This window comes from Roseicyclus persicicus, from assembly GCF_012395815.1.
In the GTDB taxonomy this organism is placed as follows: Bacteria; Pseudomonadota; Alphaproteobacteria; order Rhodobacterales; family Rhodobacteraceae; genus Roseicyclus; species Roseicyclus persicicus.
The window spans coordinates 288158-311363 of the sequence record NZ_JAAZQQ010000005.1; the positions used below are offsets into that span (position 1 = coordinate 288158).

General features: G+C 71.9%; 19 protein-coding genes, 1 pseudogene and 1 other annotated feature. Of the genes and pseudogenes, 13 read left to right on the forward strand and 7 right to left on the reverse strand.

Annotated features, from left to right (window positions below):
* Positions 1–41: 41 nt before the first annotated feature.
* Positions 42–98, forward strand: a sequence feature (sul1 is cis-regulatory element that is thought to sense ions involved in sulfur or methionine metabolism; They are found in Alphaproteobacteria).
* 69 nt (positions 99–167) lie between these two features.
* From HCU73_RS15155 to HCU73_RS15195, 9 genes are all read left to right on the forward strand, one after another.
* Positions 168–1658: a SulP family inorganic anion transporter gene (locus tag HCU73_RS15155; RefSeq protein ID WP_168624305.1), complete on the forward strand. Its 1491-nt coding sequence runs from the start codon at positions 168–170 to the stop codon at positions 1656–1658.
* A gap of 14 nt (positions 1659–1672) precedes the next feature.
* Positions 1673–2527 carry a universal stress protein gene (locus tag HCU73_RS15160; protein WP_168624306.1) on the forward strand — a complete coding sequence of 285 codons (855 nt, stop codon included), beginning with the start codon at positions 1673–1675 and terminating at the stop codon, positions 2525–2527.
* A 452-nt stretch (positions 2528–2979) separates the two neighbouring features.
* The gene (locus HCU73_RS15165) at positions 2980–3186 is read left to right on the forward strand and encodes a Flp family type IVb pilin (protein WP_168624307.1); all 207 of its coding nucleotides are present in this window, start codon (positions 2980–2982) and stop codon (positions 3184–3186) included.
* An 89-nt stretch (positions 3187–3275) separates the two neighbouring features.
* Positions 3276–4490: a CpaE/TadZ family protein gene (locus tag HCU73_RS15170; RefSeq protein WP_168624308.1), complete on the forward strand. Its 1215-nt coding sequence runs from the start codon at positions 3276–3278 to the stop codon at positions 4488–4490.
* The gene (locus tag HCU73_RS15175; RefSeq protein WP_239025588.1) at positions 4487–6019 is read left to right on the forward strand and encodes a TadA family conjugal transfer-associated ATPase; all 1533 of its coding nucleotides are present in this window, start codon (positions 4487–4489) and stop codon (positions 6017–6019) included. Before HCU73_RS15170 ends, HCU73_RS15175 begins: the two co-directional genes overlap by 4 nt.
* A gap of 3 nt (positions 6020–6022) precedes the next feature.
* Complete coding sequence (locus HCU73_RS15180; protein WP_168624309.1) at positions 6023–7000, forward strand: type II secretion system F family protein; 978 nt, start codon at positions 6023–6025, stop codon at positions 6998–7000.
* Positions 6993–8003 (forward strand): type II secretion system F family protein, encoded by a 1011-nt coding sequence (locus tag HCU73_RS15185; RefSeq protein ID WP_168624310.1) that lies wholly within the window; start codon positions 6993–6995, stop codon positions 8001–8003. The genes HCU73_RS15180 and HCU73_RS15185 overlap by 8 nt, the downstream gene beginning before the upstream one ends.
* 1 nt (position 8004) lies before the next feature.
* Positions 8005–8442, forward strand: a complete 438-nt coding sequence (locus HCU73_RS15190; protein ID WP_168624311.1) for a TadE/TadG family type IV pilus assembly protein — start codon at positions 8005–8007, stop codon at positions 8440–8442.
* On the forward strand, positions 8432–10210 hold the full coding sequence (locus tag HCU73_RS15195; RefSeq protein ID WP_168624312.1) for a TadG family pilus assembly protein: 1779 nt from the start codon (positions 8432–8434) through the stop codon (positions 10208–10210). Before HCU73_RS15190 ends, HCU73_RS15195 begins: the two co-directional genes overlap by 11 nt.
* A 19-nt stretch (positions 10211–10229) precedes the next feature.
* Here the strand turns inward: HCU73_RS15195 and HCU73_RS15200 are convergent, their stop codons facing one another.
* The 3 genes from HCU73_RS15200 to HCU73_RS15210 form a co-directional block, all read right to left on the reverse strand.
* Positions 10230–10757: a LuxR C-terminal-related transcriptional regulator gene (locus tag HCU73_RS15200; RefSeq protein WP_168624313.1), complete on the reverse strand. Its 528-nt coding sequence runs from the start codon at positions 10755–10757 to the stop codon at positions 10230–10232.
* Positions 10758–11076: 319 nt separating this feature from the next.
* Positions 11077–13101 (reverse strand): OmpA family protein, encoded by a 2025-nt coding sequence (locus tag HCU73_RS15205; RefSeq protein WP_168624314.1) that lies wholly within the window; start codon positions 13099–13101, stop codon positions 11077–11079.
* A gap of 382 nt (positions 13102–13483) precedes the next feature.
* Entirely contained in the window at positions 13484–14686 is a 1203-nt protein-coding gene (locus tag HCU73_RS15210) for an ROK family transcriptional regulator (RefSeq protein WP_168624315.1), read from the reverse strand.
* Positions 14687–14836: 150 nt separating this feature from the next.
* On the opposite strand from HCU73_RS15210, the gene HCU73_RS15215 reads away from it, so the two are divergent.
* From HCU73_RS15215 to HCU73_RS15225, 3 genes are all read left to right on the forward strand, one after another.
* Positions 14837–15868 carry a substrate-binding domain-containing protein gene (locus HCU73_RS15215; RefSeq protein ID WP_168624316.1) on the forward strand — a complete coding sequence of 344 codons (1032 nt, stop codon included), beginning with the start codon at positions 14837–14839 and terminating at the stop codon, positions 15866–15868.
* 132 nt (positions 15869–16000) lie between these two features.
* On the forward strand, positions 16001–17077 hold the full coding sequence (locus HCU73_RS15220) for an ABC transporter permease (protein WP_168624317.1): 1077 nt from the start codon (positions 16001–16003) through the stop codon (positions 17075–17077).
* Entirely contained in the window at positions 17074–17850 is a 777-nt protein-coding gene (locus HCU73_RS15225) for an ATP-binding cassette domain-containing protein (RefSeq protein WP_168624318.1), read from the forward strand. The genes HCU73_RS15220 and HCU73_RS15225 overlap by 4 nt, the downstream gene beginning before the upstream one ends.
* 254 nt (positions 17851–18104) lie before the next feature.
* On the opposite strand, the pseudogene HCU73_RS15230 reads toward HCU73_RS15225, so the two are convergent.
* From HCU73_RS15230 to cuyA, 3 genes and pseudogenes are all read right to left on the reverse strand, one after another.
* Positions 18105–19051, reverse strand: a pseudogene (locus tag HCU73_RS15230) (DMT family transporter).
* Between the two features lie 157 nt (positions 19052–19208).
* Positions 19209–20159, reverse strand: a complete 951-nt coding sequence (locus HCU73_RS15235) for a YeiH family protein (protein WP_239025589.1) — start codon at positions 20157–20159, stop codon at positions 19209–19211.
* 60 nt (positions 20160–20219) lie between these two features.
* Complete coding sequence (gene cuyA / locus HCU73_RS15240) at positions 20220–21221, reverse strand: D-cysteate sulfo-lyase (protein WP_168624319.1); 1002 nt, start codon at positions 21219–21221, stop codon at positions 20220–20222.
* 111 nt (positions 21222–21332) lie between these two features.
* Here cuyA and HCU73_RS15245 point away from each other — a divergent pair, with 111 nt between their 5' ends.
* Positions 21333–22226 (forward strand): LysR family transcriptional regulator, encoded by an 894-nt coding sequence (locus HCU73_RS15245; RefSeq protein WP_168624320.1) that lies wholly within the window; start codon positions 21333–21335, stop codon positions 22224–22226.
* Here HCU73_RS15245 and HCU73_RS15250 read toward each other — a convergent pair.
* Positions 22209–23093 carry a LysR substrate-binding domain-containing protein gene (locus HCU73_RS15250; RefSeq protein ID WP_168624321.1) on the reverse strand — a complete coding sequence of 295 codons (885 nt, stop codon included), beginning with the start codon at positions 23091–23093 and terminating at the stop codon, positions 22209–22211. The two genes, HCU73_RS15245 and HCU73_RS15250, sit on opposite strands and share 18 nt — an antisense overlap.
* Between the last annotated feature and the right edge of the window lie 113 nt (positions 23094–23206).

Genomic DNA, 23206 nt, shown 5'->3' on the forward strand with positions numbered 1-23206 from the left:
TGCCTTTTGGACGCCCAAGGTTTATGCCGCAACGCAGCGAACATGGACCCGGGCCCTGCCCCGGGTGGCTCTTCCGGCCGCCGATCCGCCGGACAACCCGAACACACCCAGACAAGGCGACCGATGCGGGCGCGCCCCCGTGCCCCTCGGTCAGGACCCGATTTGATATGATGTCACTTGATGCCTACCGGGCCGAATGGTTCGGCAACATCCGCGCCGACCTGCTGTCCGGGCTGGTCGTGGCGCTGGCCCTCATCCCCGAGGCCATCGCCTTTTCCATCATCGCGGGCGTCGACCCCAAGGTGGGGCTCTACGCCAGTTTCTCGATCGCCGTCATTACCGGCATCGCCGGCGGCCGGCCCGGCATGATCTCGGCCGCCACCGCCGCGACGGCGGTGCTGATGGTCACGCTGGTGCGCGACCACGGGCTGCAATACCTGCTGGCCGCCACCGTGCTGGCGGGGCTGCTGCAGATCGTTATGGGCTTGCTCAAGCTGGGCTTCGTCATGCGCTACGTCTCGAAATCGGTGATGACCGGCTTCGTCAACGCGCTGGCGATCCTGATCTTCATGGCGCAGCTGCCCGAGCTCGACCCGCGCGAGGTCACGTGGCTGACCTACCTGCTGGTCGCGGCGGGGCTGGCGATCATCTACCTGTTTCCCCGGATCACCCGGGCCGTGCCGTCGCCGCTGGTGACGATCATCGTGCTGACGGCGCTGGTCTGGGCGCTGGGGCTGGACGTGCGCAGCGTGGGCGACATGGGCGAACTGCCCGACACGCTGCCGGTGTTCCTGATCCCCGACATTCCGCTGAACCTCGAGACGCTGGCGATCATCTTTCCCTACGCGATGGCCGTGGCCGTCGTGGGCCTGCTGGAAAGCCTGATGACCCAGAACATCGTCGACGACCTGACCGACACGAAATCCGACCGCAACCAGGAATGCATCGGCCAGGGCCTCGCCAACACCGCGACCGGCTTTATCGGCGGCATGGCGGGCTGCGCGATGATCGGGCAGTCGATCATCAACGTGAAATCGGGCGGGCGCGGGCGGCTGTCGTGCTTCGTCGCGGGGGTGTTCCTGCTGATCCTCGTCGTCGGCCTCGGCGATTTGGTCAGCATCATCCCCATGCCCGCTCTGGTGGCGATCATGATCATGGTGTCGATCGGCACCTTCTCGTGGTCGTCGATCCGCAACCTCGCGGTGCACCCGCGGTCGTCCTCGATCGTGATGCTGGCGACGGTGGCGACCGTGGTCTGGACCCACAACCTCGCCATCGGGGTGCTGGTGGGCGTGCTGCTGTCGGGCATCTTCTTTGCCGGCAAGATCGCGCAGCTGTTCCGCGTGACCAGCGACATCAGCCCCGACGGGCGCGTGCGCAGCTACCGCGTCGAGGGTCAGCTGTTCTACGGCTCGGTCGAGGATTTCATGGCCGCCTTCGACTTCCGCGAGGCGCCCGAGCGCGTGGTGATCGACGTCAGCCGCGCGCATATCTGGGACATTTCCAGCGTGCAGGCGCTCGACATGGCGATCCTGAAATTCCGCCGCGAGGGCGCCGAGGTCGAGGTGGTGGGCATGAACGCCGCCACCGAAACCCTGGTCGACCGGCTGGCGATCCATGACAAGCCGGGCGCCCTCGACCAGCTGTCGGCGCATTGAGGGAGGGGAAGCCCATGTCGGACAAGATCATCGCCCTGGTCGACGGGTCGATCTATTCGGAAAGCGTGTGCCACCACGCCGCCTGGATCGCCCAGCGCACGGAGGCGCCCGTCGAGCTGATCCATGTGCTCGGCCGGCGCGAGGCGCCCGCGACCAACGACCTGTCCGGCACGATCCGGCTGGGCGCGCGCACGCGGCTGATGGAGGAGCTGGCCGCGCTCGACGCCGAGCGCGCCAAGCTGATCGGCCAGCGCGGCCGCGCGATCCTCGAGGACGCCCGCGCCATCGTCGACCAGGACGGCGTGACCGGCATCACCACCCGCCTGCGCCATGGCGACATCGTCGAGACCATCGCCGAGGTCGAGGGCGCGGCCCGCGTCATCGTGATCGGCAAGCGCGGCGAGGCGGCGGATTTCGCCAGGGGGCACCTCGGCTCGAACCTCGAACGGATCGTGCGCGCGGCGCATCGTCCGGTGCTGGTCGCCGCCCGCGCCTTCCGGCCCGTCACCAGCGTGCTGGTGGCCCATGACGGCGGGGCCTCGGCGATGAAGGCGGTCGACCACATCGCGCGCAGCCCGCTGTTCGCGGGGCTCGCCGTCACGCTGGTGACCGTCGGCCACGAGACGCCCGAGATCGCCAGGGCGCTGGCCGATGCCAGGGCGCAGCTCGCGGACGCCGGGATCGACGCGGCGACCCGCGTGGTGCCGGGCCAGCCGGAGACGGAGCTGGGCAAGCTGGTGGAGGCCGAGGGGTTCGGCATGGTGGTGATGGGCGCCTACGGCCACAGCCGCATCCGCAGCCTCGTGATCGGCTCCACCACGACCGAGATGGTCCGGTCCTGCAAGGTGCCCGTCCTGCTGATGCGCTGACCGCGCCGGGCGGACGCGCGGCCGGGACGCCGCCACACCAGCCCTGCGCGCAGGTCCCGTCACTGAATCGCCCGCGCAACGCGCCGCGCGCCTGTCCGCGGCCGGCCGGCGCGTCCCCGAATCGTGGCCCTTGCCCGTGGAGGGGGCCCGCATGGCGCGGCCGAGTCGCCGCCGTCGGCGCGCCCGAGTCGCGCCCGGGGGGCCTGTCTCCAAGGTCCGGTCGCAACCCGCGTCGACCGGCGCCGGAACGCCGGATCGGGTCGAAAAACCGTAAATTACCTTAATATCAGATATTTATACCCTTCATACCTTGGTCGTATGCGCGTCCGACCATGGTCTGGTGGGTCGGCAATACGACCCTTGTTGGATTTCGGGACAGGCGGTTGGCCGGCAGAACGGCCTCACCGAGCGATCGACGGGATCGCCACCCAACCCGACCACAGGAGACCACCATGACCCGCACGTTCCAGACCCGCATCACCGCCTTCCTCTCCGACGAGAACGGCGCCACCGCCATCGAGTACGGCCTGTTCGCCGCCCTGATCGCCGCCGCCATCGTCGGCACCGTCGCCACCCTCGGCGGCCAGACCAACAGCGGCTTCACCACCGTCAGCACCGCGCTGGCCGACTCCGGCATTACGGCGCCGCCGGCTCAATAAGCCGCCGCCCCCCCGGACGGGGCAGGCACCGGCCCGCGTGCCCGCGCCTGCCCCCTCCCCTCCCGACACGACGCACCCTGGAGACCCCCATGGCACAGCCGACCCTGTCCCGGTCGCGACCGGACCCGATCGTGGCCTTCGTCTGCACCGAGGAAGGTGCCGATCTTGCCCGCGCGGTGGCCGCCAACATCGGCGCCCCGGCCCCGACCCTGCACGGCGGCGGCGTCAGCGCCGCGGCCCGGCTCGGGCCCGAGGTCGGCACCGGGCCGGTGCTGGCCGAGATCGGCAACCTGCCGCTCGACCTCGCCTGCGAAAGCGTGTCGGCCATCGGCCGTGCCGGGGCCCGCCTCGTCGCCTTCGGGCGGCAGTCCGACCTCGGCACCTACCGCGCCATCCGCAAGGCCGGCGCGACCGACTACTTCGCCTTTCCGGTCGAGGTCGCCGACCTCGTGCAAAGCCTCGCGCAGACCGTGGCGAACGCCCCCACCCCGGCGCTCGACCCGACCCTGCGGATCGGCGTGACCGGCAGCAACGGCGGCGTGGGCGCAAGCCTGCTGGCGCAGAACCTGGCGGCGCTGTCGGCGGCCTCGGCCCGCACCCGGCGGCAGACCGCGCTGATCGACGGCGACCTGCGTTTCGGCAGCATCGGCTGCGACCTGAACCGCGACCACAGCCGCGGACTGATCGAGGCGCTGTCCGCCCCCGACCGGATCGACGAGACCTTCCTGCGCAATTCCATGGACCACCTCGGCGACCGGCTGGCGCTCTATTCCAGCGCCGCCGCGGGCCTGGCCGACGTGCGGGCCCTGCAGGGACGCATCGGACGCGTCGTGCACGGCGTCGCCCAGCATTTCGAGACCACGGTGGTCGACCTGCCGCGCGAGCTGCTGTTCGACCAGCCGGGCCTTCTCGCCGCGCTGCGCAGCCTCGTGCTGGTCGTGCCGGCGGGCTATTCGGGCGTGCAGGCCGCCGCGCGGGCGCTGGCCCATCTGCGGGACGCCGCCCCGCACCTGCAGGTGGTGCCGGTCCTGTCCGAGCTCAGGGCAGACGCCGCCCTGTCCCGCGCCGACCTGAGTGCCGCGCTCGAGATCGACATCCGCCACGTCCTGCCGCGCAGCGATGCCGCGCTGATGCGCGCCCACCGCCGCGGCCAGCCCGCCGTCACCCAGGCGCCGAACGGGGCCTACGCCCGCGCCGTGCTGCGCCTCTGGGCCGAGCTGTCGGCGCCGGCAGACGCCGGGGCGCGGCGCGGCAAGCCCGGCGCGCGGTTCCTGCGCGGCCTGCTCGGCCGGAGCGCGGGATGACCGCCGCCCTGCCCGATACAGCCGCCGCGCAGGCGGTGCAGCGCATCGTCGCCGTGGCGCGGAGGATCGACGCCGCCGGCATGACGCCCCTGTCCCGCGCGAACGCCGCGCTGACCTACGTGCTGGAACGCGACGGCCACGCCTGGCCGCTGGACCGGCAACGCCAGCTGCTGGAGGCGGCGGTCCAGAGCCTGGCCATCGCCCCAGCGCCGGCCCCGGCGCGCGACGCCGACCCCGCGCCCGCCGCCGACGCCGCCCCGCCGCCGGAGCCGGCGGCCCGCCCCGCCTGGCAGGACATCCCGCGCGACCTGGCGCAGGTGCTGGATTTCTCCGCCCTCGCCGCGCAGTCGCCGGCCGAGCAGCAGACCACGATCCGCGAGGCGGTCCACGGCCTGTGCGAGACCCGCCGCCTGCAGCTCAACCGCGCCGAGATCGACGGGCTGGTGGCGACCATCCTGGCCGACATGCTGGGCCTCGGCCCGCTCGAGGCGCTGATGGCCGACGACAGCATCACCGACATCATGGTGAACGGCGCCGACCGGGTCTACGTCGAGCGCGGCGGCAAGCTGGAGCTCTGCCCGGTCCGGTTCCGCGACAACGATCATGTCATGGCCGTGGCCAGCCGGATCGTCGGCGAGGTCGGGCGCCGCATCGACGAGGCCCAGCCGATGGTCGACGCCCGCCTCAAGGACGGCAGCCGCGTGAACGTGGCGGTGCCGCCCTTGGCCATCGACGGGCCGGCCATCACCATCCGCAAGTTCCCCAAGTCGCCCGTGCGGCTGGACACGCTGGTCGAAAAGGGCAGCCTGTCGGCGCAGATGGCCGCGTTCCTGGGCCTCGCCTCGGTGCTGCGCCTCAACATCCTGATCGCCGGCGGCACCGGCTCGGGCAAGACGACGCTGCTGAACGCGCTGTCCGAGTTCATTCCCCAGAACGAGCGCGTCGTCACCATCGAGGACGCGGCCGAGCTGCGGCTGCTGCAGCCCCATGTCGTCCGCTTCGAGACCCGCCCGCCCAACGTCGAGGGCACCGGCGAGGTCACCATCCGCACCCTGATGCGCAACGCGCTGCGGATGCGCCCCGACCGCATCATCATCGGCGAGATCCGCGGCGAGGAGGTGCTCGATCTCCTGCAGGCGATGAACACCGGCCATGACGGGTCGATGTCCACGCTGCACGCCAATTCCCCCCGCGAGGCCCTGACCCGGATCGAGAACATGGCCGCGCTGGCCGGCTTCGCCGCCGGACCGGCGGTGGTGCGGCGGCAGCTGGCCGACGCGGTGCAGCTGGTCGTGCAGGTCAGCCGGATGCGCGACGGCCGCCGTCGGGTCACCTCGGTGTCCGAGATCGTGGGCCGCGCGGACGAGGCGATCACCCTGCAGGACATCTTCACCTTCCGCGTCAGCCCCGACAGCACCCGCGACACCGTGCGCGGCAGCTTCGTCCATTCCGGCTACCGGCCGGCCTTCGCCACCCGGGCGGCCGACTACGGCCTCGCCGACGACCTCGACCGCATTCTCGGAGCCTGACCCATGTTGCCCGACCCCCAGATCCTGATCCTCGCCGGCGGCGTCGCGGGCCTGTGCGGCCTCGGCGGCATCGCCCTCGTACTGCGCGACCGGGGCCTGCAGCGCCACCGGCTGCGGCTGCGGCGGGCGGGGGCCGAGGCGCGGCCGGCCGACCGGCCGCTGCCCGGCGCGGCGCGCGACAGGGGCCTGCGCCGGGCGCGCCGCTTCGGGCGGCAGGGTCCGGCGGCGCGGGCGCTGGCCTGGCTCGATCAGCGGATCGACCGCGCCGGCCTGCAGCTGTCCGGCGCCGAGCTGACGGTGCAGATGTCGCTGGCGGCGCTTGGCGTCTACGCGGCGGGTACCCTGGCGATCGGGCTTTCGCCGGCCGTCGCCCTGGCCCTGGCGCTGGCCCTGCCGCCGGCAGGGCTGGCCGCCGCGCTGGCCATCGCCACCCGCCGCCGGCTGGCGGCCTTTACCGCCGCCCTGCCCGACGCGCTCGACATCTTCGCGCGCAGCCTCAAGGCGGGGCGGCCCGTGGCCGACGGGCTGGGAATCGTGGTGGCCTCGGCCCGCGACCCCCTGCGCGGGGAACTGGCCCGCTGCCGCGACCGGATCCGCATGGGCGCCACCCTGACCGCCGCCTTCGACGAGCTGGCCGCCCGGATGCCGACGCCCGAGGCCCGGTTCTTCGGCGTGGCCGTCGCGCTGCAGGCCGAAACGGGGGGCAACCTCGTCGAGACGACCGAGAACCTCGCCGCGCAGCTGCGCGACCGCCGCAAGCTGCGCCAGAAGGCCCGCGCCCTGTCGGCCGAGGCCCGCGCCAGCGCCGCGATCCTGGCCGCGCTGCCCTTCGCGGTGGGCGTGGTGCTGTGGGTGCTGAACCCGGGCTACCTCGAGCCGCTCCTGACTGACCCGCGCGGCCGCGCCATGCTGATCATCGGGCTGGCCCTGATCGGCCTCGGGATCCTGATGATGACGAAGATGGGCAAGCTGGATGTCTGAGATACTGAACCGCGTGACCGGATGGCTGACGGCGGAGTTCGAGACCGCCATGGTCTGGATCGGATTTGCAAGCCTCGTGCTGGCGCTGCTGGCGCTGCTGTGCCTGCTGGCCGAGGCGCGGATGCAGGAGCTGCGGCAGCTGCGGCTGCAGCGCGCGGTGTCCCGTCTCGGGGCGGGCGGACCCGGGGCGGCGCCGCTGTCCCCCCGCCACTCGCTGGCCGCGGCCGGCACCCGGGCGACGGCGCGGATCTTGGCGCGCATCGGCGACCGGATCGACGTGCTGCTCGGCGGCGAGGGGGCGGCCACCGCCCGCGACCTCGAGGCGGCGGGGTTCCACGGCCGCGACGCGCTGGTGGTCTACGCCATCCTCAAGACCGTGCTGCCCGTGTCCATCGTCGCCGCCGGCGCGATCCTCGCCACGGGGTCGGAGCGCGGCTGGGCCGGGCTCGCCATCCCCGCGGCCACGGTGCTGGCGCTGGCGCTGGCGGTATCCAAGGGGCTCGACATCGCGCTCGACGTGCTGCGCAAGCGCCGGCTCGACCAGCTGCGCCGCGGCCTGCCGGACCTGCTGGAGCTGCTCGTCATCACCAGCGAGGCCGGGCTCGGCCCCCAACCCGCCCTGCACCGCGTCGCCCGCGAACTGGCCCCCGCGCACCCCGACCTGTCGCGCGAGATCCTCAAGATGGTCTCGGAGACCCGGCTCACCAACGACCGGCAGTCGGCCTACGCCCACCTGTGCGACCGCGTGCCCCTGCCCGAGATCGCCACCTTCACGCAGGCGCTGCACCAGTCCGACACCTACGGCACGCCGTTCTCGCGCGCCATGCGCACCCTGACCGCCGAGCTGCGCGGCGACCGCCTGCACCGGATCGAGGAACAGGCCTCGCGCCTGCCGGTCCTGATGACCGTGCCGCTGATCTTCTGCATCATGCCCTCGGTCTTCATCGTGCTGGTCGGCCCGGCGGTCCTGCGCATCCTCGACAACATCCTGACGGGGGCCTGAGATGACGCGCCCGACCCGCCTGCCCCCCCTCGCCCGGCGCTGGCTCCGCTGCGACAGCGGCGCCGTGGCGGTCGAGACTGTCCTTCTGGCGCCGCTGCTGATCTCGCTCCTGTTCGGGACCATCTGCGCGGGCTACGCCATGGCGCTCAGCCATTCCGTCCAGCAACTGGCCGCCGGCACCGCCCGCGCCAGCGTGGGCGGCATCACCGAGGCGGAACGCGCCGCCATCGCCCAGGACTACGTCGCCGCCGCGCACGGCCGCTTCGTGCTCCTGGACCCCGCGATGATCCGGGCCGAGATCCTGTTCGAGGACAGCCCGTCCGAGGCGATCAGCGTCCGCATCCTCTACGACACCCGCGGCTCGGTTCTCGACATCGCCAACGGGTTTCTCGGGCTCGACGTCACCACCCTGCAGGGGAGCGCCTATCTTGCCTACTGATCCCGCGACCCGGCGCCGGTTCGGCGCCGCCGAGGACGGCGCGGCCGCCGTGGTGGTGGCCCTGTGCCTGACCGTGCTGTTCGGCTTCGTGGCGCTCGGCGTCGACATCGCCGCGCTGGCGCGCGAACGGGCGCAGCTGCAGGCGCGCAGCGATCTCGTGGCGCTGGGTGTCGCCGCCGGGCTCCGGGCGCCCGAGGAGCGGCTGGCCGTGATGCTCGACCGCAACGGGCTGCCGGCCGGGGCCGTGGGCGACGTGACCTACGGCCGCTACCTGCGCAACCCGGCCCTGCCGCGGGACGCGCGCTTCACGCCGCTCGACCCGGGCGACCCCCGCATCAACGCGGTCGCGCTGCGCCTCGACGCCGAGGCGCCGCTCTACTTCGCCAGCGTCCTCGCCGCGGCCGAGGCGACGCGCATCGCCGGCGCGGCCACGGCCACCCGCACCGAGGCTGTCGGTTTCTCGCTGGAGGCGCGGCTTGCGCGGCTGTCGCCGCAGGCGCGGGCGCGGGCGCTGTCGGCCGGCTTCGGCGTCGCCCTGCCCCTCACCCCGGCCGAGGACGGCCTGCTTGCCTCGGCCGAGGTCGACGCGGGCGCCCTCCTCGCCGCGCTCGCGGTCGAGACCGGGTTTTCCGGGGCGAACCCGGCCGATCTGCTGGTGCAGGAGGCGACGGGCGCGCAGGTGATGCGGGCGCTGCGGGCGGTCGCGCCCACCGCGCTCGGGCCGGTCCTCGGCCGGTTGCCGGACCCGCCCGGCCTGCCGCGCCTGCCCGTGGCCGGCCTCGTGGCGGGCGATGCCGGCCTGGGCCTGACGCTCACGGGCTTTCTCGACGACACGCGCCTGCCGGTCCTGGGCCTCCTCGGGGCGCTGGCCGACGCGGCGGCCCGCGCCGCCGAGGTGGACCTGGCGGTCGACACCGTGATCCCCGGCGTCCTCGCGGTCGATGCCGCCCTGCGCCTCGGCCCCGCGACGGGGGCCACCGCCGTCGCCCGGGTCGCGGAACCCGGCGACACGCTCCACGCCGCCGCCGGCACCGTGACCGCCGCCATCGAGATCGACCCCGCGCGCCTCGGGCCGCTCGGGGCCGCCGTCGTGGCGACCCGGCTGCGCCTGCCCGTCACGGCGGAACTGGGCGGGGTGACCGCTACCCTTCTGGATCGGACCTGCTCGGCGCGGGACCCCGCCGACATCGTCGCCCGCTTCGCCACGGCGCGCGCGCCCCTCGCGCCGGCGGCGGGCGGCGCCGTGGCGGCCGTCTACATCGGCACGCTGCCGGACGGGGCCGCCGCGGGGCCGATCGACCCCGCGAGCCTGGGCTTTGCCGATCTGCTGGACGTGTCGATCCGCATCGACCTGCCGCTGCTGCCGGACCTGGTGATCGAGCGGCTGACCCTGCAGGTGCGTGGCGCGGCGCGGGTCGGCCAGCCGGACCGGGCCGAGGTCGCCTTCACGCTCGACCAGTGGCAGCGGGGCGCGCACAGGCGGACGTTCGGGTCGGACGCGCTGATCGGCAGCGCCATCGCCACGGCGCTGGGGCCGGGCGGGCTGGAACTGCGGGTGAAGCCGGAGCACCAGGGCCTCGTGTCGGGCCCGGCCGCGCCGGTCGTGGCGGGCCTGCTGGCGGCGCTGCCCGACCAGCTGATGCTGGCGCTGGCCGGTCCGCTCGACGCGGCGGTGGACGCGAGCCTGGCGGCGGCGGGGCTGACGCCGGGCTCTGGCGCGCTGACGCTGCTGGCGCGCCACTGCGAGCCGCCGGCGCTGGTCGAATAGCGCGCCGGGCCGGGGCGCGTCAGGCCGCCGGCGGCAGCGACTGGCGCAGGCGGCGGAAGGGGGCGACCGGCTGCGCGGCCGGGGCGACGCGGGCCGGCGCGGCGTCGGCCGCAACCGTGGTGTCCTGGGCCAGCGCGCAGACCTCGTCGGTGACGAAGGCCATCAGCTGGTAGCGGGTTTCGAGGCCCGATTTCTGATAGATGCTGCCCAGCTGCGATTTCACCGTGGCGATGGCACAGCCGCGCATGGAGGCGATCTCGGCGTTGGAGAAGCCCTTGGCCACGAACAGCGCGACCTCCGTCTCGGCCTGCGACAGGCCCCACTCGACGGCATGTTGGGCGATGACGGTCTCCTTCGAGGCGCCCTCGTCCAGCCCGGCCGCCACGCGGCTCCGGCGCAGCGCCTCGAGATGGGCGCGGATGCGGGTGAAGGTGACGTAGGCGACGCCGGCCGTCATCACCGTGAAGCCGGCAAAAAGGCCCGAGACGGTCACTGGATCCACCTGCGCGGGGTCCATCAGGACCTGCACGACAAGAGCGGTCTTCACCGCCGCAACCGCCAAGACGCCGGCCGCGGCCAAACCCCAGGTCCTGTTCATCGTTCCTACCTCGCGTTTTTGTCCCTTGGGTTCGGTTAGGGGGCGAGTGGGGCAAAACTATGAAGCGAAAACGGCGCGTTGCGCAGGCGGCGCCACGGTCCCGGGCACGGGCGGGGCGGCCCGGCCGGGGGGCATCGCGGCGACGACCCTCCGGCCGCGCATCAGGACATGCGGCATCTCCGCCGGCGCAGGGCGGCCGGCGGAGAGGGTATTTGGCGACCTTCGGGCGTGGCGCGGGCCCGTGGCGGGGCCGCCCGGGGGGCGCGCGTCACTGCGCCGCCGCGACCCGCAGCAGGTCGGTGATCCGCCGCACCGCGACGCGGCGGTTCAGCCGCTCGTTCTCCAGCGTGGGGATCAGCAGGAATTCCTCGCCATAGCCCTGGATCACCATGTTCTGCGCCGGCACGCCGAAATACTCGGTCAGGGCCAGCGCCACGGTCTCGGCGCGGCGGTCCGACAGGCCGAGGTTGAACGACGCGCTGCCGGTGGCGTCGGTGTGGCCCTCGATCAGGAACACCTCGCGCGGGTTGCGGGCGATGGCGTCGGACATGTAGCGGCCCAGCGCCAGGAGCTGCGCCGCCTGGTCGGGCGTGATCGCGGCCGAGCCGGTGGCGAAGGTGACGCTTTCGAGGTTCACCGCCGGGGCAAGGTCGCGCACCGCCCGGATCGACCGGATCTGCGCCAGGCTGAAGCCGCGGTCCACCGACGCCTGCCCCTCGAGCGCGCGGGCCAGCGCGGCGGTGTCGCCGGTGGCGGCCCCGGTCACCAGCGCCGAACCGGGCCGCACCTGCGGCAGCTCGGACACCACGACGGGCTGGTAGACCGCGATGTCGTCGATCAGCACGGTCCGCGTGCCGTCGGGCGCCACCACGGTGCGGCGCAGGATGCGCAGGTCACGGTCGCGCACGGTGATGACCTGCGTGCCGTCCGGCTGCACGATCACGGTGCGCGAGGACCCGTCGGCGAACTGGTCGGTGAACACGCGCGACCCGGGCCGGCGCAGCAGCGTGTCGTCGTCGCGGATCACCTGGTAATCGCCCTCGGGGCGCAGCACGACGATGCGGTCGTCGGCCCGGTTCACCACCTGCCGGTTGCCCGCGATGACCGTGCCGATGGCCAGGCCCGCCAGCGCGCCGAGGATCAGGCCCTCGGTCCCGCTCAGCCCGCCCCGGTTGGACGGCGGCGGGGCCGAACCCTCGGTGGTGGCGGTCAGCAGCCGGTCGAAATCCTCGTCCGGGCGGCGGGCGCTCTCCTCGGTGATGACCTCCTCGACGCCGACGACGACGGGGGCGGCCTCCTCCTGCAGGGCGAGCGACTGCAGGGTTTCGACGGCCTCGGTCTCGGCGATGGCGATCTCGGTCTCGGTTTCCGCCACGGGGTCGACGTCCTCGGGCGCGGCCAGCTCGGCGGCGTCGGCGGCCTCCTGCGCGGCGGCGAGTGCGGCCGCGTCAACCTCGGCCGGGGGCAGAGGCTGGACGAGGCCCGTGTCGGCGGTCTCGCCCGAGGTCTCCGTCGCACCCTCCGCCGCGGCGGCCGCGGCTGCCAGCGCAGCGGCAAGGGCGGCCTCGTCGCTGACGGGTTCACTTGTCGCGGTCTCGCCCGTGGCGGGCGCCTCGGGTTCGGTGGTCGTCTCGCCTTCGGCGGCGGCGGCGGCCTCCGCGGCGGCTTGCTCCGCGGCAAGGCGCGCGGCCTCCTCCGCGGCGGCTTGTTCCGCGGCGAGGCGCGCTGCCTCCTCTGCGGCGGCTTGTTCCGAGGCGATCCGGGCCGCGTCATCGGCCGCAGCCTGTTCGGCGGCGATACGGGCCGCGTCATCCGCCGCAGCCTGCTCGGCGGCGATGCGGGCGGCTTCCTCGGCGGCGGCCTGTTCCGCGGCCAGACGCGCGGCCTCCGCTTCGGCAGCGAGCCGGGCCGCCTCGTCCGCGGCGGCCTGCTCCGCCGCCACGCGCGCAGCTTCCTCAGCGGCAAGGCGCGCAGCCTCCTCAGCGGCGAGACGCGCCGCTTCCTCCGCCGCGGCCTGCTCAGCGGCGAGACGCGCCGCCTCCTCCGCCGCGGCCTGCTCCGCCGCGATCCGGGCAGCCTCGGCTGCGGCGGCCTGCTCGGCGGCGATCCGGGCCGCCTCGGCCTCTGCGGCGAGCGCTTCCTCCAGCAGGCGGGTGCGGCACGCGGCCTCGTCCTCGCCGGCGGCGCAGCGGGTGGCGTCGAACTCCTGGGCGATCGCCGCGACGGGCACATGGCCGAGCGCGATCGACAGGCTGGCGATCAGGGCGGTGGAGGTGCGGAGGGTGCTGCGCATGTGTTCGGGTCCAGTTGGGGGCGACGCAATGGACAAGGACATACGCCTCGCCCCCCGAGCCCGCAATCGCAGGCCCCCTGTTATCCGATAACCGGCGGGCTCTCGCCCCTTGGATCGGTCGGGAGGGGCTGGCGGCCCCGGGGAAAAGGGCCTGCCCGACAAGGCGCCCCCCCTGCCCCGGGATGCGCCGGCGACGGTCCGCGACGGGCCTTCTGCGTTACGATGGACGAAACAGCGCGCGGACGCCGTTGGCGGTCCCGGGCCTGTCCGTCGCGCTGCTCACGCCCGTATCGTCGAGCGCCTGCCCGATCACCTTATGGGTCTATCCACGCCAGGTGGCCTTGGGCCGCTGCGCGACCGGCCCGCCCCGTGCGCGGATCGCTCATCTCACGTAGCCCACGAGGAAGCGCGCGAGCAGGGGTTGGCTGGCCGCCCCGAGGGCGCGCGCGTCGGGGCCGATGCTGCCCTCCTGCACGTCGGGCATGTCGAGGCCGGTCAGGTCGCGTTCCGCAAGGCGCGCTGCGATCCTGCGGGTCAGGTCCCTGCGCAAGGCCGCCGGCATCCAGCCATCGATCTTGACCGCCGAGAAATCGAGCACGGCGAGCGCGGCGTGGATGGCGTGGGCGATGGCATCGGCCGCCTCGTCGACCCAGGCCGACAGGATGTCCGGCGGCAGGTCCCAGTGCACCGGGGAGGTCCACAACCCGTCCGAATCCAGACCCGCCGCGCGGAGCCGCGCCTCAAGCGTCGCCAGCGAGGCGAGGTCGATCAGCTGACGTATGCGGCCGGCGCTGTCGGGCACGGGCATCGACCCAACCGCACCGGCATTTCCAGTCGGACCCTGGAACAGCCGCCCCTCGAGCACGACACCGCCCCCGATGAAGAAGGCGACGTAGAAATGCAGGTAGTTCGCGGGCTGCTCGTTCAGGCCGAAGACCAGTTCGGCGCTGCAGGCCGCGGTGGCGTCGTTCTGCAGGAACACGGGCAAGGTCAGTCGCTCGGCAAGGTCCTGGCGGATATCGCGCTGTGTCCACGGGGTCATCAGGGCGGGGTCCATGCCGATCACCGGCGCCCAGCCCCAGATCTGGAAGGGCATGGCGATCCCCAGCCCCGCGAGGCGGGCGCGCTCGCGCGGGGCGAGAGCCTCGACATGCTGGGCCGCCGACGCGACCACGAAGTCGAGCACGGCGTCATAGTCCGGGTACTGGTGGAGGCGCATCTGCCGGGCGATGATCGTGCCCATGAAATCGGTCAGCACCATCTCGACCGATCGACGCCCGATCTTGAGCCCGAGGAAAAACGCCCCGCGGGGGTTCAGACGCATCGGCACCGACGGCTGGCCGACGCGGCCGCGCTGCGGCTCGCCGCGCAGGATCAGCCCGTCCTCCTCGAGCGCCCGCATGATGACCGACACCGTCTGGGCCGACAGCCCGGTCAGCCGCGCGATCTCGGACTTGGGCAAGGCGCCGTGGCGCCGGATCAGGGTCAGGACGAGACGCTCGTTATGCGCCCGCATGCCGGATTGGTTCGTTCCCAGTGGTTCCAAGGGCACCCCGCTGCGGACTGTGTCGATTGCCGCTCTCATCGTCGTCCTCCCATGCTCCATCTTGGCAGGTCGTAGAAGCCTGTCAATTAATAATTCAAAGTGATTTATTTATTGACACGGTACCCCGCCGGACGCATGCTGGTGGGGCGAGGGCGCCAAGAACGCCCAAGCGCAATCTGGGAGGAAACCATGACCAAGACACTCAAGACGCTCATGCTGAGCGGCGCCGCCATCGCGGCCTTCACCGGCTTTGCCCATGCCGACGCGCACAGCGGCATCACCGCGTGCCTGATCACCAAGACCGACACCAACCCCTTCTTCGTGAAGATGCGCGAAGGGGCCGTCGCCGCGGCCGAAGCCGCCGGAATCACCCTGCAGACCTACGCCGGCGCCATCGACGGCGATGTCGAGAGCCAGGTCGCGGCGGTCGAGACCTGCATCGCGGCAGGTGCCTCGGGCATCCTCATCACCCCGTCCGACAGCCGCGCGCTGGCCCCCGTCATAACCCAAGCCCGCGAGGCGGGGCTTCTCGTCATCGCGCTCGACACCCCCTTCGAACCCGCCGACACGGCCGATGCGACCTTCGCCACCGACAACTTCGAGGCCGGGCGCCTCATCGGCGCCTGGGCGGCGGCGACGCTCGGCGACGCGGCGGCGGACGCCCTGATCGCGACGCTCGACCTGAACGCGTCGGAGGTCTCGGTCGACTACCTCCGCAACCAGGGTTTCCTGACCGGCTTCGGCATCGAGGTGAACGACCCGACCGACATCGGCGACGAGGACGATCCGCGCATCGTCGGCAGCGACGTGACCAACGGCAACGCCGAAGGCGGCCGCACGGCGATGGAGAACCTGTTGCAGATCAACCCGGGCATCAACGTGGTCTATACGATCAACGAGCCCGCGGCCGCGGGGGCCTACGAGGCGCTCAATGCCTTCGGGCTTGCCGACCAGGCGCTGATCGTGTCGGTCGACGGTGGCTGCCCCGGCGTGCGGGACGTGGCCGCCGGAATCATCGGGGCGACCTCGATGCAGTTCCCGCTGCGCATGGCGTCGCTGGGCATCGAGGCGATCGTCGCCCATGCCACCAACGGCACCATGCCGCAGAACTCCGAGGGACTGGATTTCTACAACACCGGCGTGATGCTGGTCACCGACCAGCCGGTCGAGGGCATCGAGTCGATTACCTCGGACGAGGCGCTGGAGCTCTGCTGGGGCTGAACCCTGCCCGATCCCGGGCGGCATGCCGCGACCCCGGTCCGCGTGCCGCCCGGCACCATACATCCCCATCCGGATGACCCGCACCACCGTTTGCCGGGCCATCCCGCCATCCTGTCGGACGGAGCGCACAAGATGTCGGACACACCCACCCGCAGCAACGAGGACTTCGAGGCGCGCCTCAAGGACAGCGACACCGCCGTCGCGGATTTCGATCATGCCCCGCGCGGGATGGTCGGCGCGATTCAGCACGTGCTGCACGCCAACCCAACCTTCGTGCCCGTCATCGTGCTGCTGGCCTCGATCGCCGTGTTCGGCGTCGTCGCCGGCGAGCGCTTCTTCACCCCGTTCAACCTGTCGCTGATCATGCAGCAGGTCTCGATCATCGGCATCCTCGCCGCAGCGCAGACGCTGATCATCCTGACGGCAGGCATCGACCTGTCTGTCGCCGCGATCATGGTGCTGATGAGCGTGATCTCGGGCAAGCTGGCCGTCGAATTCGGCGTGCCCGCCCCCATCGCCATCGTGATCAGCTTCATCGGCGGCATCGCGGCGGGCTACCTGAACGGCTGGCTAGTGACACGGGTCAAACTGCCGCCCTTCATCGCCACGCTGGGCACGTGGAACGTGTTCTTCGCGCTCAACCTCTACCTGTCCGGTGCGCAGTCGATCCGCGGCTCGGACATCGACGAGGTGGCGCCGCTCCTGAAATTCTTCGGCCAGAGCATCGCCATCGGGTCGGCGCGGCTGACCTACGGGACGCTTCTGATGATCGCGGTCTTCGTCGTGCTCTGGTATGTCCTGAACAAGACCGCCTGGGGCCGCCACGTCTACATGATCGGCGACGACAAGGAGGCCGCGGAACTTGCCGGCATCCAGACCGACCGTACCCTGCGGCAGGTCTACATGCTGGCCGGCTTTATCTGCGCCCTGGCGGCCTGGGCCTCGATCGGACGGGTCGGCTCGATCTCGCCGCAGAGCTTCTACGAGGGCAACCTCGAAAGCATCACGGCCGTGGTGATCGGGGGCATCTCGCTCTTCGGCGGGCGCGGCTCGATCATGGGCGCGTTGTTCGGCGCCCTGATCGTGGGCGTCTTCCAGTCGGGCCTCCGGCTCGCCGGGGTGGACGTGCTCTGGCAGGTCTTCGCCATCGGCTGGCTCATCATTATCGCGGTCGCCATCGACCAATGGATCAGAAAGGTGTCGGCATGACGGAGCCCCTTCTCAAGGCCCGCGGCCTGGTCAAGCGCTATGGCCGCGTCACCGCCCTCGATCACGCCGATTTCGACCTGATGCCCGGCGAGATCCTGGCCGTGATCGGCGACAACGGCGCGGGCAAGTCCTCGCTCATCAAGGCGATCTCGGGCGCGACGCTGCCCGACGAGGGAACAATCACGCTGGACGGCCGCGAGGTCAGCTATGCCTCGCCGCTGCAGGCGCGCGAGGCCGGCATCGAATGCGTCTACCAGACGCTTGCGCTGAGCCCTGCCCTGTCGATCACCGACAACATGTTCTGCGGGCGGGAACTGCGCAAACCGGGCCTCCTCGGCAAGTGGTTCGGGATGCTCGACCAGAAGGCGATGGAGAAATTCGCGCGCGAGAAGCTCTCGGAACTCGGCCTGATGACGATCCAGAACATCAACCAGCCGGTCGAGACCCTATCGGGCGGCCAACGCCAGGGGGTTGCGGTCGCCCGCGCGGCGGCCTTCGGGTCCAAGGTCATCATCCTCGACGAACCCACCGCGGCGCTCGGGGTCAAGGAAAGCCGCAAGGTGCTCGACCTGATCCAGGACGTGCGCGGGCGCGGCACGCCGGTGGTGCTCATCAGCCACAACATGCCGCATGTCTTCGAGGTGGCCGACCGCATCCACATCCACCGACTCGGCCGGCGTCTGTGCGTGGTTGACCCCAAGAGCATCAGCATGTCCGACGCGGTGGCCCTGATGACCGGCGCCATGAGGCCCGACGACATCGCGGCCGCCTGACACCACGGCCGGTGGCGGCCCGGCCGGGTCGCGCCACCGGCCGCGGTGCCGGAGGACCGACGGCCCTACCACGCGCCGGCGGCGCCAACGTGAACGGCACGATCGAGATCGGGCGCGCCGGGGCGCGGTCGCCGTCACCTCCCTCGTCCCGCCCGCCCCGTTCGACGCAGTCAGCGTCGGCGACGACGCCTGCGAGCAACAGACAGGCTCTGCGCCGGCAAGGGGTCGGTCCGCGCTGCTCGCCGTCGCCGGCGTCAGATCGGCGGGGCCGCGCGTTCGGTCATCAGACGGCGGGCCGTGACCCGTTCCCGGTGGATCATGTAGAGCCCCGCGGCGATGATGATGAAGATGCCGGTCAGCGATAGCGCGTTGGGGAAGTCGCCGAACACGAGATACCCCATCAGCGCCGCCACAGGCAGTTCGAGATACTGCATCGGCGCCAGCGTGGCCGAGGGCGCCATCGACAGCGCGTAGGTCATCATCATGTGGCTGAGCGCGGCGAAGAAGCCGACCCCCAGCAGCCAGACCCAGGCGAGGCCGTCGGGCCAGACCGGATCGAGGAGCCCCGACCCCGTGCCCTCGGCCAGCCCGAGAACGGCACGCAGACGAGACTGGCCAGAAGGCCGGTGTGGAACTGCAGGATGACGGGGTGCACCTGCCGCGACAGGCATCGCGTCACCAGGATGTAGAAGGCGAACCCCACCGCCGAGCCCAGCGGCAGGAACGCCACCGCGCCGAAGGCCGCGAAACTGGGCTGGATCACGAAGAGCACCCCGACGAAGCCCACGATCGCCGCCCCGACGCGGCGCGGGCCGACCTCTTCGCCGAGGTGGAACTTGCCCACCAGCAGCACGATGAAGGGCGCCACGAACACGATCGCCAGCGTATCGGCCAGCGGCATCACGCGCAGCGCGGCGATGAAGCAGAAGGTCGAGACCAGCAGGAACACCGCCCGCGCCATGAGCGCCAGCCACTGCCCCCGCGGCACCTGCACCGACAGCCCCATGGCCCAGACCAGCGGCGCCATCAGCGCGCATTGGACCACGAAGCGGGCGGCCGTGATCTGTCCGACCGGCACGGTGGCCGACGCCAGCTTGGCCGCCACGTCCAGCAGGGGCGCGGTCACGCAGAACCCCAGCATCAGGGCTACGCCGGCAAGGACGCGGTCGGACGACGGGGAGGCGGAGGCTGCGGTGGACATGATGCTCCGGTAGGCCGTCACACCGCGTGCGTCCATCCCGTTTGCGACCACGCACCCGGCCCCGCAGCGACTTCGCGCGCCGGGGGGACGGGACGGGGCATGCCCGTGCAGATCCTCGCCCGCCAGCCCCAAGCGACCGCGTTGGGTCGGGCACGGATCAGAGCCCGAGCGCCACCACGAGAATCAGCGCCGCTCCGAGGAGGAACACCGTCAGGAGCACCAGCATCGCCGTATAGCGGCGGTCGACCTCGAGGATGCGCCCGAGGTTCGTCCGCAGGCCGAGCGCGGCGATCGCCATCACGAGGCAGCCCTGGGACAGGGCCACGAGCTGCGCAACGGCCGCTTCCGGCAGGACCCCCGCGTTGCCGACAACCGCGAGGACCACGAAGAGCACGACGAACCAGGGCAGCCCAGCCCGGCCGCCGCCGGGCTCCCGCATCAGGATGACGACGAGCAGCAGCACCCCGGGCAGCAGCGCCACGCGAAGCATCTTCACGAAGGTCGCCATCACGCCGACCTCCTCGCTGATGGAATGCCCCGCCCCCGCGACCTGTGCGACGTCGTGGATGGTGGCGCCGATCAGGAAGGCGGTTTCGGTCGGGCCGAAGCCCAGCGCCCGGAAGAGGACGGGATAGGCCACCATGGCGAAGGTCGACAGGACGGTCACGGCGGTGATCACGAGGAGCGTGTCGGCCTCGCGCCCCTCGCGGCGGGGCAGGACGCTGGCGATGGCCAGCGCCGCCGAGGCGCCGCAGATCGCGACGGAGCCGCCCGCGAGGAGACCGAAGGCCTTTTGCCGCCCGAAGGCGTAGGACAGGAACACCCCTGCCCCGAGCGTCGCCCCCACCAGCAGCAGGACACCCGCCACCGGTTGCCAACCGAGCCCCGCGACATCCTCGAGACCGAGGCGCAGGCCCATCAGCGCCACGCCCCAGCGCAGCAGGGTCTGCGACGCGATCCTGACCCCGCTGGCACAGGCCGGCTGTTCGGCGACCGCGTGCAGGGCCATGCCGATGAGCAGCGCGAACAGCATCACCGGGGCGCCGTAGCTGTCGGCAAGGAAGGTCGCGGCGGCCGCGACCATCCCGGCCAGAAGGAGCCCGCGCAACGCCGGGGCCCACGCGCCGGCCGATCCCGCCGGCAAGAGGCGCGCGCCGAGCCGCACCGCTCAGGCAGCGGCCAGGGCCTGGTCGTACCCGAACAGCGCCGCCGCGCCTCCGGTGTGCAGGAACACGATGCGCTCGCCCTTGCGGAACCGGCCCTTGCGGACCAGGTCGATCATCCCCGCCGCGCCCTTGGCCGAATAGACCGGGTCGAGCAGGATGCCCTCGAGCTGGGCGAACATGCGGATCGCCTCGAGCCCGCCCTCGGTCGGAATGCCGTAACCCGCGCCGACATAGCCGGTGTCCGCGACCACGTCCTCGCGGGCGACAATGCCGGGGCAGCCGAGCTTTTCAGCGGTCTTGCAGGCCAGTGCGTAGACGTTGCCCTCCTGCACCGGCTGCGGCGCGCGCACGCCGATGCCGAGGAGCGGGATCTGCGCGTTGCAGGCCTTGAGCCCGGTGATCAGGCCGGCCTGCGTGCCCGCGCTGCCGGTGGCGGTGACGATGTGGTCGACGACCAGCGCCCGGTCGTTCAGCTGGCCGAGAAGCTCGAAGGCGCAGTTGACGTAGCCGAGCGCGCCAGTGGGGTTCGACCCGCCGCCGGGGATGGTGTAGACCTTGCGGCCCTCGGCGCGGAACCGGTCGGCCACGGCCTCCATCTCGGCGTTCATGTCGACCCCGCCCGGCCGCGTCTCGGTGGTCGCGCCGTGCAGGTGGTCGAGCAGGACATTGCCGTTGCCCTTGTAGTTCGGATCGTTCGACCCGGTCCGGTCCTCGAGCAGCAGGTGGCAGCCGAGCCCCAGCTTGGCGGCGAAGGCGGCGGTCTGGCGGGCGTGGTTCGACTGGGTCGCGCCCTGCGTCATCACCATGTCGGCGCCCTGCAGCAGCGCCTCGGCCATCAGGAATTCCAGCTTGCGGGTCTTGTTGCCGCCGGTCGACAGGCCGGTGCAGTCGTCGCGCTTGATCCAGATCTCGGGACCACCGAGTTCCGCCGACAGCCGGTCGAGCCGCTCCAGCGGTGTCGGCAGATGCGCGAGGAAATGGCGCGGAAAGCGGGCGAGGTTCATGGCGGCGTCTCCCTGATTTGAGCAAATCGCCAGTTAGCAGGACCGGCATTGAAAAACCAACGGATGCTTTGCATGGTATCATGCAGAACACGCAACTTGGGGTCCGCGCCGATGCGCCATGACTGGATCGCCGACATCCTCGCCGTGATCGACACGGGCTCCTTCGCGCGGGCCGCGGAGGCGCGCCACATCACTCAATCGGCCTTCACTCGCCGCATCGACGCGATCGAGGCGCAGCTGGGCGGCCCCTTGTTCGACCGGCGGCGCAAGCCCGTCGCGCTCCTGCCGGCCGCCCATGCGCTGGAGCCGACCCTGCGCGCCGGCCTGCAGCAGCAGTCCACCCTCCTGCGCGAGGTGGCCGAGGTCGCGGCCGGAGGCGGCGCGATCACGCTGGCCTGCCAACATGCGATCAGCGCGACAGTGTCGCCGGGCATCGTGCGCACCCTGTCCGGGGCAGGGTTCGACCCCGTGCGCATCCGGTCCGGCAACCGGGACGAATGCCTGCTGATGCTCCTCTCAGGCGCAGCCGACCTCGTGATCAGCTACGCCGCCTCGGAGGCCGTGCCCGAGACCGGATCGGCCTTCGAGGACTGCAGGATCGGGCAGGACCGGCTGATCCCCGTTGCCGCCCCGGGGCTGGAGCGGCGCGTGGACGGCGCCCTGCCCGTCGTGGCCTACCCGTCGGACGTCTTCTTCGGCGGCCTCGTCGCCGGGCTGTGGCGCAACCTGCCCGAGGGCGTCGCCCTGCATCGGCGGATCGAGACCGCGCTGACGCTGGCGGCCTATCGCTATGCGATGGAGGGGCTCGCCGTGGCGTGGCTGCCGCAGGCGCTCGTGCAACCCGATCTCGATGGCGGGCGGCTGCAGCGGGTCGCGGAGGCAGGGCTGGAGCTGCCGCTCGACATCCGGATGCTGCGGCTGGCCGGGTCGGGGCGCGAACGGGCCTTTCGGGGCTGGGACGTGATCCGGGCCAGCCTGAAGTGTGTCTCAGAAGGCATCCCATAGGGCGCGGCCGACCTTGTCGAGCCGGTCGGGCGAGCAGAACAGCGAGATCGTCAGCCGCGCGGTCCAGGATGGCCCGCCCATGCGCACCAGCCGCCCATCGGCCAGTTCCTCGGCGATGGAAAAGGCGGGTAGCCACGCCACGCCGGCGCCGGCCACCGCCTGCCGTTTTAGCGCCTCGGCCAGGGCGTCCATGTAACGGATGTCGAGCGGCGTCTGGCGCTGGCCGATGGTGCGGTCGACCACGCTGCCGAGAAAGGTGTCGGGGTCGTAGCTGAGGTAGGGCACCGACGTGCGGCTGGGCCCCCCGAGCGTCCAGCCGTGGCGCAGCGCCGCCGCCTGCTGGGCCACCGGGATAAGGTCCTCGGTGCAGATGTCCTTGCGGGCGAAGCGGGTCTCGTCGAGGATCGGCTCGACATGCTGGTGGCGGTAGTAGAGCAGGAACTCGCAGCCGCCATCGGTCAGCAGCTGGCAGCAGGCGGCCATGGTGTCCGACACCACGCGGGTGCGAAGGTCGGGCATCGTCTTTGCAAACTCGGTGAGACGGGGCTGCAGGAAATTCACCGAGATCGCATGCAGCGCCGCGATCCGCTGAAGGGGGAGCTTGTTGCGCTCGGCCGCCCGGATCGCCTGCCGCGCATCGGTCAGCTGGGCCAGCGTCACCTGCGCCGTGGACAGGAATTGCCGGCCCGCCGGCGTCAGCTGCACGGGGTAGCTCGATCGGTCCACCAACGTCGTGCCGACCCAGGATTCCAGCGACCGGATGCGACGGCTGAAGGCCGACTGGGTGACGTTCCGCTCCTCCGCCGCGCGGGAAAAGTTCAGCGTGCGGCCGAGGCAGACGAAATCGATCAGCCAGTTGATGTCCACCGTGCATCTCTCCTGCGTCGATCCCGGCGCCGCAGTCTATGGCCCCGGAACGGTCATGCAAGATCGGAATAGTTAATTGAACGATAAGCATTGGCGCGGGGCCGAGCGACTCG

Bases quoted from the DNA above. Each gene is read 5' to 3' on its own strand.
- HCU73_RS15155 (WP_168624305.1), top strand. From the start codon at position 168: ATGATGTCACTTGATGCCTACCGGGCCGAATGGTTCGGCAACATCCGC.
- HCU73_RS15160 (WP_168624306.1), top strand. From the start codon at position 1,673: ATGTCGGACAAGATCATCGCCCTGGTCGACGGGTCGATCTATTCGGAA.
- HCU73_RS15165 (WP_168624307.1), top strand. From the start codon at position 2,980: ATGACCCGCACGTTCCAGACCCGCATCACCGCCTTCCTCTCCGACGAG.
- HCU73_RS15170 (WP_168624308.1), top strand. From the start codon at position 3,276: ATGGCACAGCCGACCCTGTCCCGGTCGCGACCGGACCCGATCGTGGCC.
- HCU73_RS15175 (WP_239025588.1), top strand. From the start codon at position 4,487: ATGACCGCCGCCCTGCCCGATACAGCCGCCGCGCAGGCGGTGCAGCGC.
- HCU73_RS15180 (WP_168624309.1), top strand. From the start codon at position 6,023: ATGTTGCCCGACCCCCAGATCCTGATCCTCGCCGGCGGCGTCGCGGGC.
- HCU73_RS15185 (WP_168624310.1), top strand. From the start codon at position 6,993: ATGTCTGAGATACTGAACCGCGTGACCGGATGGCTGACGGCGGAGTTC.
- HCU73_RS15190 (WP_168624311.1), top strand. From the start codon at position 8,005: ATGACGCGCCCGACCCGCCTGCCCCCCCTCGCCCGGCGCTGGCTCCGC.
- HCU73_RS15205 (WP_168624314.1), bottom strand. From the start codon at position 13,101: ATGCGCAGCACCCTCCGCACCTCCACCGCCCTGATCGCCAGCCTGTCG.
- HCU73_RS15210 (WP_168624315.1), bottom strand. From the start codon at position 14,686: ATGAGAGCGGCAATCGACACAGTCCGCAGCGGGGTGCCCTTGGAACCA.
- HCU73_RS15215 (WP_168624316.1), top strand. From the start codon at position 14,837: ATGACCAAGACACTCAAGACGCTCATGCTGAGCGGCGCCGCCATCGCG.
- HCU73_RS15220 (WP_168624317.1), top strand. From the start codon at position 16,001: ATGTCGGACACACCCACCCGCAGCAACGAGGACTTCGAGGCGCGCCTC.
- HCU73_RS15225 (WP_168624318.1), top strand. From the start codon at position 17,074: ATGACGGAGCCCCTTCTCAAGGCCCGCGGCCTGGTCAAGCGCTATGGC.
- cuyA (WP_168624319.1), bottom strand. From the start codon at position 21,221: ATGAACCTCGCCCGCTTTCCGCGCCATTTCCTCGCGCATCTGCCGACA.
- HCU73_RS15245 (WP_168624320.1), top strand. From the start codon at position 21,333: ATGCGCCATGACTGGATCGCCGACATCCTCGCCGTGATCGACACGGGC.